The organism is Hydrogenophaga crocea, assembly GCF_011388215.1.
GTDB lineage: Bacteria > Pseudomonadota > Gammaproteobacteria > Burkholderiales > Burkholderiaceae_C > Hydrogenophaga > Hydrogenophaga crocea.
This window is the reverse complement of the sequence record NZ_CP049989.1, coordinates 3,066,149-3,077,985: the sequence shown is the minus strand read 5'-3', so window position 1 is coordinate 3,077,985 and position 11,837 is coordinate 3,066,149. Positions and strand designations below refer to the sequence as shown.

At 69.4% G+C, this 11,837-nt stretch carries 11 protein-coding genes; 5 read left to right on the top strand and 6 right to left on the bottom strand.

What is annotated here, in order from left to right:
- Nucleotides 1–6: 6 nt before the first annotated feature.
- From G9Q37_RS14485 to G9Q37_RS14475, 3 genes are all read left to right on the top strand, one after another.
- Nucleotides 7–747 (top strand): hypothetical protein, encoded by a 741-nt coding sequence (locus G9Q37_RS14485; RefSeq protein WP_166228186.1) that lies wholly within the window; start codon nt 7–9, stop codon nt 745–747.
- Nucleotides 748–893: 146 nt separating this feature from the next.
- Entirely contained in the window at nt 894–2,444 is a 1,551-nt protein-coding gene (locus G9Q37_RS14480; protein ID WP_166228184.1) for a hypothetical protein, read from the top strand.
- Nucleotides 2,445–2,457: 13 nt separating this feature from the next.
- Nucleotides 2,458–3,198: a hypothetical protein gene (locus G9Q37_RS14475; RefSeq protein WP_166228182.1), complete on the top strand. Its 741-nt coding sequence runs from the start codon at nt 2,458–2,460 to the stop codon at nt 3,196–3,198.
- A gap of 13 nt (nt 3,199–3,211) precedes the next feature.
- Here the strand turns inward: G9Q37_RS14475 and G9Q37_RS14470 are convergent, their stop codons facing one another.
- From G9Q37_RS14470 to purE, 3 genes are read right to left on the bottom strand one after another with little or no spacing between them, the layout of a single operon-like run.
- A complete protein-coding gene (locus G9Q37_RS14470; protein WP_166228180.1) occupies nt 3,212–4,210 on the bottom strand; it encodes an L-threonylcarbamoyladenylate synthase in 999 nt (332 codons plus the stop codon).
- A gap of 10 nt (nt 4,211–4,220) precedes the next feature.
- Complete coding sequence (locus G9Q37_RS14465; protein WP_166228178.1) at nt 4,221–5,462, bottom strand: 5-(carboxyamino)imidazole ribonucleotide synthase; 1,242 nt, start codon at nt 5,460–5,462, stop codon at nt 4,221–4,223.
- Entirely contained in the window at nt 5,459–5,956 is a 498-nt protein-coding gene (purE, locus tag G9Q37_RS14460; protein WP_166228176.1) for a 5-(carboxyamino)imidazole ribonucleotide mutase, read from the bottom strand. The genes G9Q37_RS14465 and purE overlap by 4 nt, the downstream gene beginning before the upstream one ends.
- Nucleotides 5,957–6,043: 87 nt before the next feature.
- Here purE and trxA point away from each other — a divergent pair, with 87 nt between their 5' ends.
- Complete coding sequence (trxA, locus tag G9Q37_RS14455; RefSeq protein WP_166228174.1) at nt 6,044–6,952, top strand: thioredoxin; 909 nt, start codon at nt 6,044–6,046, stop codon at nt 6,950–6,952.
- A 91-nt stretch (nt 6,953–7,043) separates the two neighbouring features.
- Here the strand turns inward: trxA and G9Q37_RS14450 are convergent, their stop codons facing one another.
- The 3 genes from G9Q37_RS14450 to G9Q37_RS14440 all read right to left on the bottom strand — a co-directional run bounded on the left by G9Q37_RS14450 (nt 7,044) and on the right by G9Q37_RS14440 (nt 10,810).
- The gene (locus G9Q37_RS14450) at nt 7,044–7,952 is read right to left on the bottom strand and encodes a phosphoribosylaminoimidazolesuccinocarboxamide synthase (RefSeq protein WP_166228172.1); all 909 of its coding nucleotides are present in this window, start codon (nt 7,950–7,952) and stop codon (nt 7,044–7,046) included.
- Between the two features lie 127 nt (nt 7,953–8,079).
- Nucleotides 8,080–9,078 (bottom strand): tripartite tricarboxylate transporter substrate binding protein, encoded by a 999-nt coding sequence (locus G9Q37_RS14445; protein WP_166228170.1) that lies wholly within the window; start codon nt 9,076–9,078, stop codon nt 8,080–8,082.
- A 46-nt stretch (nt 9,079–9,124) separates the two neighbouring features.
- A complete protein-coding gene (locus G9Q37_RS14440; RefSeq protein ID WP_166228167.1) occupies nt 9,125–10,810 on the bottom strand; it encodes a long-chain fatty acid--CoA ligase in 1,686 nt (561 codons plus the stop codon).
- 193 nt (nt 10,811–11,003) lie between these two features.
- Between G9Q37_RS14440 and G9Q37_RS14435 the strand changes: the two genes are divergently transcribed.
- Nucleotides 11,004–11,831 (top strand): IclR family transcriptional regulator, encoded by an 828-nt coding sequence (locus G9Q37_RS14435; protein ID WP_166228165.1) that lies wholly within the window; start codon nt 11,004–11,006, stop codon nt 11,829–11,831.
- The last annotated feature ends 6 nt before the right edge of the window (nt 11,832–11,837 follow it).

Sequence of the window (11,837 nt, the reverse complement as noted above, 5' to 3'; positions counted from 1 at the left end):
AGTCCAATGAAACGTATTCGCGCATGGGCTTTGGCCGTAGCCCTGACGATGCCGCTCGGGCCAGCATGGGCCGGGTCGGCCGATGACCCACAGAGCGGTTCGGGGTTCATCGCGAACGACTTGACGATCGATCTGCCTGTTTGCAAGCGAGACATGGTCATGTGGCGCGCGTTCTCGCCATGGAATCGCCTGCGCCACGAGGGAGACTCAGACGCAACGATCGCAAGGTTGTCCGCGCACTGGCGCAAAGAAGATGCGGTGGACGTGACCTGGGTCGATATCGACGGAGATGGCTGGTGCGACGCCATCACTTCGGGCCAGAAGGAAATCTTCAAGGCGTCTGTCAAGCCCATGCTGCTGTACGCACCGCGTGGTATCTACCTGCGAACGGCGCAAGGTTTCACGCCCTTCAGGCCAGGCATGATCACGAGCGAGTACGACGGCAGTTCATTCGTCGTCTATTGGCAGAAGTCCGCAAAGAACGCGGTGATCGTCATCCGCGTATATCAGGGGAACCTTATCCAGGGCCTCGGGGGAGAGGGCGATGAGTTCCATGTGCGCCAGATGTTGCGCGCGGCGTTTGCTGGACACAGAGCCGGCAACACGGACGTGGAGAACGCTTATCTTGCGGAAATCGACCCCTTCTTCCACCGAAGTGGCATCCCTCGCCCGGTGGTTAAGCAGATCTGGAAAGAAGAGGCCGAGCGCGCCGGTGTCGATCTGGAATTCCCTTATATGGACCGGTGACCGGGCTTGTCATTCGTTTCCTCGGGTCGTATGTCGCCACGTGGGCCAAATGCACGACGACGACAGCGGCCTGGTCCAGCACGGCACGCTGTACTTCGAGGCGCGCGAGGGGCGCTTCATCGGCCCCAACCCGTCGGGCATCGCCGATGCCGTTCACGGAGGCGCAGACGCAGGTGCTGTACGACCGCGGCGGCGGCTTCCTGGGGTCGGCGTCGAACCCGCTCGCGGGATCGGACACGGCCTTCGTGAGCGACACCTACGCGCGCTGGACACCGTCGGCACCGGGCAACGTGGACCCGGCCCTGGCCTTCGTTGCGTACTACGTCAACGACCTGATCTCGCCCGACAGCTTCACGCTCGACATCGAGGACGCCGCCGCGCTGCAACTGCTCGACGAACTGCAGACGCAGGGGGATGTGGTGCACAAGTACCTGGGTGGCGCCTGCCCGGGCAGCGACCGGCTGGTGCTGCCGCCCGTGCAACTGCGCGGCCTCGCCTTGTCGCCCGGCGGCGTTGCCGGCCAGAACGATGCCCCCGGCGGCCAGCGCGTGGACCAGGGCCAGGACAGCCTGAGCTGCCAGCAGGGCATGACGCCCGAGCGCGCCTTCCAGCGGCTCAAGCGCGCGGTGGAGCTCAAGGAATCGGGCGGCGCGGACTGCTCGCAGACCGGCTGCCCCGCGGGCACGCAGAACCCCGCGGGCACGCCCGCGAGCTACGGGCCGACGCAATTTGTGGTGTCTACGTTTGTGGATCGCTTGCTGACGTTTTCGGACATGCGCAAGCCGAGCACCAACAAGAACCTTGCGTTCCGCGTGTTGTTCGACAGCCAGGCAAGCATGACGGACGAGGAGCGGCGGCAATTGGGGTTTGTGGATGCGCAGGGGAGGGACAGCGAGTTGCGGCAGAGGCTCGACCGGGCCGCATGGCGGGCGGTCAATGTGGTCGGAGGCATCTACGCCGGAAAGCTCGTGCGTGGCTGGAGGGTTCGACTGAATGCAAGTACACCCATCTCACCGCCAGATCCAATTCAACTCCAACTTTTCGCGACCGAGACGGGTTTCAGCCACTCACCCGACAGCACAAGCAGCGAGGCGTACACGATGTACGTGAAGATGGTGAAGTGGGCGCAGATGGGGGAACTGATGGAGCGGTTTCTGGTGGATGGTGGTGGTGACCCCAATGCCGCCTATTCCCTGCTGCATCAGAGGTCGCTGGCGCAAACGCAAGAGGGCGTGAATCCGACGGTGGAGCAAAGGTTTGACAGCTTGTTGCTCGACCTGGGAATGAACCGGCGCGGCTTCCGCCCTTACCTGCGTCAGCGGATCTGGAACGAAGGCTGGCAGGGCTTTGCCACGGCGGCTGTGTTCATTGATCCTGTTGTCGAGGCTGCCTTATTGAAGAGTACCGACGCCTTGTTCAAGAGCCGCGAGAAGTTCGGCCTGATTTCGGACCGTGAGATTCGCTGGAAGTACGCGCAGTACCGCAGCCAGTTCCCCAACGAGTCGGAGCAGGACATCGCGACGCGTTTAGGCTATTTTCACAACGCCGGTTCTGACGTGAGCGATCTTTCAATCGCACGAGGCTTTGCGTATTCCCAGGGACTGATAGCGATCTGGAAAGACTTCGACAAGGTGCCCTGCGTACGCCTGGATGTACCGCGAATGGCACTGGATCCAACCAAGAGAGCCTTCAAGTAGAAGGAGAGTGGAAATGAGGCGAACGCAGGCGTTGGCTTTCGTATGCGCATTGGCAGCATTCGGCGGTTATGCAGCCAAGGCATCCAGTGAATCTGTCAGCAGTCCATCCACTCCTTCGGTGGATTGGACGATCGACATGCCGGCGTGCAAGCGAGACATGCTCGGGTGGCAAACCTTCTCGCCTTGGAATCGGCTAAGACAAAAGGGAGATACAGAATCGACAATCACAAGACTGACCGCACAGTGGCGAAAGGACGATGCGGTGGATGTGACATGGGTCGATATCGATGGCGACGGATGGTGCGATGTCATCACGTCGGCTCACAAGGAGATGTTCAAAAATCCCCATCGCATGCCTGTCTTGCTCAAGTTTCCACGTGGCATCTACCTCAGGACTGAACATGGTTTTGAGCCATTTAAAGTTGGTATGGATACCAGTGAATACGACGGGAGTTCCTTCACGATCTACTGGGACGACGTGTCAAAGAGCGCCGTGATCTACAAGCGCATCTGGCAAGGCAACCTGGTCGGTGGTGGCGGCGGCGACGGGGGCGACGAATTCCATGTGCGTCACATGCTGCGCGCCATGTTCGCGGCGCAGAAAGCGAACAGGGAACGAGAGGCGTTCGACTACTTCACCGAGGTGGACCCGTTCTTCTACACCCACCAGATGCCGCATGAAGTGGCCAAGCGCATCTGGAATGAAGAGGCCGAGCGCGCCGGTGTTGATGAAGCGTTTCCCTACCTGAACTGAACAGCCTGGCCGCTCAAGCCGCCGCCCGCCCCAACCGGTCCCGCACCCCGTCCCACTCCGGCCCATCCGGCGGCGTTTCCACCCAGATCAGGCGCACGCCCGTGGCGTCGAGTTCGCGCAGCACCGCGAACAGCTCTTGCGCCGCGGCCACCGCGTTGTCGGGCATGCGGCGGTGGGGCGTGCCGCGGGCGGCGTCGATCGCGCTGCGGGTGTAGAGCGCGATGTGCTTCGTGTCCTGGCCCAGCACCTCGAAGGCCGCGCGCAGTTGCCTGGCGTCCATCAGGCGCACCTTGGCGCGCGGCGCGTAGTGCGATTCCAGCGTGCCCGAGGCGCGCGGCGCGGCGCCGTCGCGCGCGCGCAGGGGCTCGCCGGCGGCGGCTTCGAGTTGCGCCGCCGTGAGCACGCCGGGGCGCAGCAGCACCGGGTGGCCGCGCGTGCAGTCGATGATGGTCGATTCGATGCCCACGGGGCAGGCGCCGCCGTCGAGGATCAGCAGCTCGCTTTCGCCGAGGTCGGCGAATTCCTCGGCCACGTGCGCGGCCGTGGTGGGGCTCACACGGCCGAAGCGGTTGGCGCTGGGCGCGGCCAGGCCGCGCACGCCGTGGGCCGCCGCGGCGCTCAGCACGGCCTGCGCCACCGGGTGCGCAGGGCAGCGCAGGCCCACCGAATCCTGGCCGCCCGCGGCCACGGCGGCCACATCGGCGCGGCGCGGCAGGATCAGCGTGAGCGGGCCGGGCCAGAAAGCCGCGATCAGGCGCTCGGCGAAGGCCGGCACCTCGCGCGCGAAGGCGTCGATCGCGGTGCGCGGGGCGTCGGGGCCCACGTGCACGATCAGCGGGTGATCGGCCGGCCGGCCCTTGGCCGCGAAGATGCCGCGCACCGCGCTGGCGTTCTCGGCGTCGGCCGCGAGGCCGTAGACGGTTTCGGTGGGCAGGCCCACCAGCCCGCCGTGCGCCAGCCGCTGCGCCGCCTGCTCGATGGCGGCCGGGTCCTGGCCAAGCAACAGGGGCATGGCGCGGACCTCAGGCGTCCAGGGCAGGCAGGCCCAGCAGCGCGAGCGCGCGCGCCGCCGTGTCGCGCACGGCGGCCACGCTCGGGCCCGTGATGTTCAGGTGCCCCATCTTGCGGCCCACGCGCGCGCTGCGCTTGCCGTACAGGTGCAGGTGGGTCCCCGGCAAGGCCAGCAGCTCGTCCCACGGCGGGCTCACCGCCTCGGTACTGGCCTGGGCGCGCACGCCGTTCGGTGCGAACCACAGGTCGCCGAGCAGGTTCACCATGATCGCGGGGCTGTGCTGCACCGGTGTGCGCAGCGGCAGGCCCGCGAGCGCGCGCACCTGGGCCTCGAACTGCGACACGTCGCAGGCGTTCTGCGTGTAGTGGCCGCTGTTGTGCGGGCGCGGCGCCATCTCGTTGACCACGAGGTCGAGGCCGCCCCGGCCGTCGTCGACGATGAAGTACTCGACACAGAGCACGCCCACGTAGCCGATCTGCTGCGCGATGGCCTGCGTGGCGGCTTGCGCGCGTTGCGCAAGGGCCGGGTCGATCGCGCCTTCGTGCACCTCGGTGATGGCGAGGATGCCGTCGCGGTGCGTGTTCTTCTGCACCGGGAAGACCACGCACTGGCCGTCGGCGCCGCGCGCCACGATCACCGAGCACTCGGCGCGCAGCGGCATGAGCCGTTCGAGCACGCAGGCCACGCGGCCCAGGCGGTCCCAGGCGGCGGCGAGTTCGGCGCGGTCTTTCACGCGCACCTGGCCTTTGCCGTCGTAGCCCATGCGCGCGGTCTTGAGCACGCCGGGCAGCAGCGCGGCCGGCACGGCCGCGAGCTGTTCGGGCGTTTCGATGGCGGCGTGCGGCGCGGGGCGCACCCCGCTGTGGGCGGCGCTGCGCTCGAAGTGGGTCTTCTCCTGCAGTCGGTCCTGCGCGATGGCCACGCAGGCCGCGGCCGGCGCCACCGGACGCTGCTGCGCGAGCGTGGCCAGCGCGGGCGCGGGCACGTTCTCGAATTCCGTTGTGATGGCGTGGCTCAGGCGCGCGAGCTCGGCCAGGCCGGCCGGGTCGTCGTACGCGGCCCGCACGTGGTGGTGGCTCACCAGGCCCGCGGGGCTGTCGGCATCGGGGTCGAGCACGGCGGTGAAGTAGCCCATGGCCTGCGCGGCCTGAACGAACATGCGGCCGAGCTGGCCGCCGCCCATGACGCCCAGCGTGATGGGGCGGCCGTCGGCGCCGAGCGCGCCCGGGAGCAGGGGGGCGGGAGCGCTCATGACGCCGGCGGCGGGACGACCATGGCGCGCGCCACTTCGGTCTGCTCGGCGCGGAAGGCCTCGAGCTTCGCGCGCAGCGCCGGGTCGTGGTTGGCGAGCAGGGCCACCGCGAACAGCGCGGCGTTGGCCGCGCCCGCGGGGCCGATGGCGAAGGTGGCCACGGGCACGCCCTTGGGCATCTGCACGATGCTGTGCAGCGAATCCACGCCCTGCAGGTGCCGGCTGGCCACGGGCACGCCGAGCACGGGCACCACGGTCTTGGCGGCCAGCATGCCCGGCAGGTGGGCGGCGCCGCCCGCGCCCGCGATGATGGCCTGCAGGCCGCGGCCTGCAGCCGCTTCGGCGTAGGCGAACATGTCGTCGGGCATGCGGTGTGCCGAGACCACGCGCGCTTCGTGCGCCACGCCGAACTGGGAAAGGATCTGCACGGCGTGCTGCATGGTGTCCCAGTCGCTGCTGGAACCCATGACCACGCCCACGGGGATGGGGTTCATGGCATTCGGCTTTCGGCCCGCGGGGCCTCCGGTAAAGTCGCGATTTTACGTTTCACCCCCGCGGCCCCCGGCCCGCGCGCGCCCGCCATGATCGACGTCACCATCGCCAACTTCGAAGCCGAGGTCATCGAAGCCTCCATGCAGACCCCTGTGCTGGTGGATTTCTGGGCCCCCTGGTGCGGGCCCTGCAAGGTCATCGGCCCCATCCTCGAGAAGCTCGAGACCGAGTACGCGGGCCGCTTCAAGCTGGTCAAGATCGACTCCGACCAGGAGCAGCAGCTGGCCCAGGCCTTCGGCATCCGCAGCATCCCCACCTGCGTGCTGCTCAAGAACGGCCAGCCGGTCGACGGCTTCATGGGCGCGCTGCCCGAGGGCCAGATCAAGGCCTTCCTCGACAAGCACGTGCCCAGCGCGGGCGAGGTCGAGGCCGAGGCCGACGAAGCGGCCGCGCACGAGGCCCTGGCCGATGGCGACATGGAAGGCGCGATCGAGCGGCTGCGCCAGGCGGTGCAGGCCGCGCCCGATAACGACGACGCGCGCTTCGACCTCGTGAAGCTGCTGCTCGAACTCGGCGAGGACGACGAGGCCAAGGTGGCTTTTGCGCCCGTGATCGCCAAGGCCGGCGCGGTGCGCCGGCTCGACTCGCTCAAGCGCTGGATGGACGCGCGCGACGCCCAGGCGAACGTGGCCGATCCCGAGGCGCGCATGGCCGAGCTCGACGCCGCGATCGCGGCCAACAAGCGCAACTTCGACGCGCGCTTCGCGCGCGCGCAGCTGCTCATGGCCTACAACCAGTGGACGGCCGCGATGGACGAGCTGCTGGAGATCCTGATGCGCGACAAGGCCTGGAGCGAGGACCTCGCGCGCAAGACCTACATCGCGATCCTCGACGTGATCGAGCCGCCCAAGCCCAAGGTGGCCGAAGGCCAGGTGCCGCCCGAAGACCCGGTGGTGGCGACCTACCGCCGCCGGCTCTCGTCGGTGGTGCTCAGCTGAGCGAGGCGGGATCCGGCGCCGGGCCGCCCCAAGCCGGATCAGCCCCCCCGGGGGGCAGCGACCCGCGCAGCGGCGGAGCGTGGGGGCTCCATCACCCCAAGAGGCGCGTGAGCGCCTCGCGGTACTTCTCGGCGGTCTTCTCGATCACCTCGCGCGGCAGTCGCGGCGCGGGCGGGGTCTTGTCCCAGGGCTTGCCGCTCACCTTGGCCTGTTCGAGCCAGTCGCGCAGGAACTGCTTGTCGTAGCTCGGCGGGTTGCTGCCCACCAAGTACTGCTCGGCGGGCCAGTAGCGCGAACTGTCGGGCGTGAGCACCTCGTCCATCAGCACCACGCGGCCCGCGGCATCGAGGCCGAACTCGAACTTGGTGTCGGCGATGATGATGCCCTTCTCGAGCGCGATCGCGGCCGCGGCCTTGTAGAGCGCGATCGCGGTGTCGCGCACCTGGGCCGCGATGTCGGCGCCCACCATTTCCACGGTGCGCTCGTAGGTGATGTTCTCGTCGTGCTCGCCCACCGCGGCCTTGGCGGCCGGCGTGTAGATGGGCTCGGGCAGCTTGGAGGCGTTCTGCAGCCCCTCGGGCAGCTTCACGCCGCACACCGAACGGCTCTCCTGGTATTCCTTCCAGCCGCTGCCCGCGAGGTAGCCGCGCACCACGGCCTCGACCGGAATCGGCTTGAGCCGCTGCACGAGCATGGAGCGGCCGCGCACCTGCGCGCGCTCCTCGGGCGTGACCACGCTCTCGGGGTCTTCGCCCGTGAGGTGGATGGGGCAGATGCCCAGGCCCTTGGGGCCCAGGCGGTCGAACCAGTACAGCGACAGCCGCGTGAGCAACTCGCCCTTGCCCGGGATGGGCTCGCCCATGATCACGTCGAAGGCGCTGATGCGGTCGCTGGCCACCATGAGGATGCGGTCGTCGCCCACGGCGTAGTTGTCGCGCACCTTGCCGCGCGCGAGCAGCGGCAGCGACGTGAGATTGGACGTGTGCAGGGCAGAGGTCATGGCACGGCAGGGGTGATCGAAGGGCAAGAAAAAGGCCCGTTGAACGCTCAACGGGCCTTGCGCAGTTCGGCGGGATTATCGCAAGTTGCCGCGGCGCCCGGTCAAAGCCCGGTCCGCGGCCCGGCGCTCACTTGGCCGCCAGCCCCAGCCGCTCGATCAGGGCCTTGTCCTTGGCGAAGGTTTCGCCGGCCCACTTGCGGTAGTCCTCGCCGTTGCGGTACCACACGGCCTGGTTGAGCTGGCCCAGCACCTCCATGTGCTTGGGGTCGTCCATGGCCTTCTTGAAGGCGTCGTGCAGGGTCTTCACCACGGCCGGGTCCATGCCCTTGGGGCCGGCCAGGCCGTAGGGCGAGGTGGACACCACGCCGTAGCCGAGCTCCTGCGCCGTGGGCACCTCGGGCCAGCGCTGGGTGCGCTGCTCGCCGAAGGTCACGAGCAGGCGCATCTGACCGCCATCGACGTATTTGTCCCAGCCGCTGGCGTCGCTCTGGGCCATGATGTGCCCGCCCAGCAGCGCGGCCTGCAGGTCGGCGTTGCCCTTGAACGGGATGTGCGTGAGCTGCACCTTGGCGTTGCCGGCCAGTTCTTCCATCAGCAGGTGCGGGCTGCTGCCGGTGCCGGTCGAGCCGTAGTTGATCTGGCCCGGCTGCTTGCGCGCGGCCTCGATGTAGTCCTTGAAGGTCTTGTAGGGCGAGTCGGCCTTCACCGTGAGGCCGAAGGTGTAGCCCGAGACACCGATGATGTAGGTGAAGTCGTTGAGCGGGTCCCAGGCGGTCTTCTGCATGTGCGGCATGCGCAGCAGCCCGAGCGGGAACTGGGCGATGGTGTAGCCGTCGGGCCTGGCGGTCTGCGCCATGGTGGCCGGGCCCAGCGTGCCGCCCGCGCCGGGGCGGTTCTCGATCACGATGGACTGGCCCAGGTGCTTGCTCGCGATCTCGGCCAGCGTGCGCAGGTGGCGGTCGGTGGACCCGCCCGCGGGCCAGGGCACGATGAGCGTGATGGGCCGGCTCGGGTAGCTCTGGGCCTGCGCGCCGATCCAGGGCGCGGCGGTGCCGGCCGCGAGGCCGGCGAGCAGCAGGCGCCGGCGGCCGATGGTGGGGGCGGTGGACGGGTCGGTGGGGGTCATCGCGGTGTCTCCTTGCGGTTGTTCTGCCGGGTGGCGGGGCGGGAAATCAGGGGGCGGTGGCATCGCGCGCGGCCTGCTGCGCCTGCAGTTCGCGCCACATCACCTTGCCGCTGCCCGAGCGGGGCAGCGCGTCCACGAATTCGACGATGCGCGGGCTCTTGTAGGCCGCCATGTGGCCGTGCGCCCAGTCGATCAGGTCCTTCTCGGCGAGCCGGCCGCGGTGCTCGGGCCGCAGCACCACCAGCGCTTTCACGGTCTCGCCGCGGCGCGCGTCGCGCGCGCCGATCACGCAGGCCTCCTGGATCGCGGGGTGGTGATAGAGCAGGGCCTCCACCTCGGCGGGCCAGACCTTGTAGCCGCTCGCGTTGATCATGCGCTTGAGCCGGTCGGTCATGAAGAAGTAGCCCTCGGCGTCGACGTGGCCGAGGTCGCCGGTGCGCAGGAAGCGCTTGCCGCCGATGTCGATGAAGGCCTCCCGCGTGGCCTGCGGGTGGTTCCAGTAGCCCTGCATGAGTTGCGGGCCGTGCACCACGATCTCGCCGGTTTCGCCCGTGGGCCGCTCGGCCAGGGTCTCGGGGTCGATCACGCGCGCGTCCACGTCGAACACCGGCAGGCCCAGGCACTGGCGCTTGGGCCGGTGCAGCGGGTTGATGTGGGTCGCGGCCATGGTCTCGGTCATGCCGTAGCCCTCGATGTAATCGCGGCCCGTGAGGGCCTTGAGCCGCGCAGCCAGCGCCTCGGGCATGGCTGCGCCGCCACCGCGCACGCAGGTCAGGCTCGAGAGGTCGAAGCGGTCGAGGCCGGGCTGGGCCAGGAAGTCGATCACCATGGTGGAGATGGCCTGCCACATGGTGACGCGGTGGCGCTGCATGCACAGCGCAGCCACCTCGCGGTCCCAGCGTGCAAGCACCACCAGCGTGGCGCCCGCGTACAGCGGCCCATTGAGGCTGCCCGCCAGGCCGGTGACGTGGAAGAAGGGCAGCACCGAGAGGCAGACCGCGTCGGCCGTGGTGCCGAACCAGCGCACGCCGCCCACCAGCGTGGCCATCACGCTGCGGTGCGTGTGCATGCAGCCCTTGGGCAGGCCGGTGGTGCCCGAGGTGTAGGGCAGGGCGCAGAGGTCGTCGGGGCCGGTGGTGACGGGGCCGGGCGCGGGCGCGTCGGCGAGCGCGTCGGCCCAGGCGGTGCAGCGCGGGTCGTCGAGCGGCGCGCGCGGCGCCAGCACGAAGTCGGGCACGCGCAGGTCGGTGGGCGTGTGCAGGTGGTCGCTGTAGGTGGCGACGAGGGCGCGCTGCAGGCCGGCCTCGCCCGCGGGCGCGAGCAGCGGCTGCAGCTGGGGCAGCAGGTCTTGCGCCACGAAGGCCACGCGCGCGCCGCTGTCGGCGATGCAGTGGCGCAGCTCTTCGACGCGGTTCATGGGGTTCACCGGCACCACCACCGCGTTGGCGCGCAGGATGGCGTAGAAGGCCAGCGCCCACTGCGGGCTGTTCTGCAGGCACAGCAGCACGCGGTCGCCGGCGCGCACGCCGCAGCGCTGCTGCAGGTGGCCGGCCAGGCGCTCGGCCTCGCGCAGCGCCTGGCCGTAGGTGAGCACCGAGCCGTAGAAAACGATGAAGGGCTTGTCCGGGTGCCGCGCGGCCGAGGCCTCGAGGTTGTGAAAGACGTGCGTGGGCGGCAGCGCCAGGTGGTGCGGCAGCTCGGGGGGCCAGTGCGGGGCGGCGGCGGGCGTCATGGGGTGCGGTTATTCCGCTGATCGGAACACGGTGGGCAGCGGGTTCAATATGCGGCGCTGCGCCCGCTGCCGTCAATGCGGTTCAGGGAAAGCGAGCACCTGCCATCCGACGGACTGGCCCGAGAATTCCGATCCGCGGAATAAGCCGTCGCCGACGGCGGTGGGTATTCCGATCTGCAGAAAAGGAGCCGCCATGGGCCGACAGCGCCTGACCCCGCCCACCCCGGACGCCGGCGCCGACCCCGCCCAGGACCGCCGCTTCGTGACCGCGCTCGCGCGCGGCCTGGCGCTGCTGCGCTGCTTCGGCCCGGCGGACCGCTGGCTCGCGCACCAGGCGCTCGCCCGGCGCAGCGGCCTGCCGCAGGCCACGGTCTCGCGACTGACGTTCACGCTGTGCAGCCTGGGCTACCTGCGCCACCGCGCCGCCACCGGCGAGTACGCGCTCGGCCCCGCGGTGCTCACGCTGGGCTTCAGCATGCTGTCGAACTTCCAGATCGGGCGCATCGCGCGGCCCTTCATGGAGGCGCTGGCCGAGCACACGCAGGCCGCGATCTCGCTCGGGGTGCGGCACGACACCTCGGTGGTCTACGTGGCGCATTGCCGCAGCACGGCGCGGCTGCTGCTGGGCCTGGACGTGGGCACGCGGCTGCCGTTCGCCGAAACGGCCATGGGACGCGCGATGTGGTGTGCGTCGACGCCGGGCATGCGCGCGCTGATCGCGCGCCGGCTGCAGGCCGAAGACGCGGTGCGCTGGCCCGCGCGCGAGGCCGGCCTGCGGCGCGCCGAAGCCGACCACGCGCAGTGCGGCTACGTGGCCTCGGCCTCGGAATGGGAGCAGGAGATCGCCGCGATCGGTGTGGCGCTGGACCTGGGCGACGGCCGCGAGCCGCTGGCGCTCACCGTGGGCGGGCCGGCGGCGCGGCTGCGCGGTGCGCTGCTGCACGAGGATTTCGCGCCCGCGCTGGTGCGCACGGGACGCGAGATCGTGGCGGCCATCCAGGCCGCCGCGTGGGAGGACTGAAGCCGG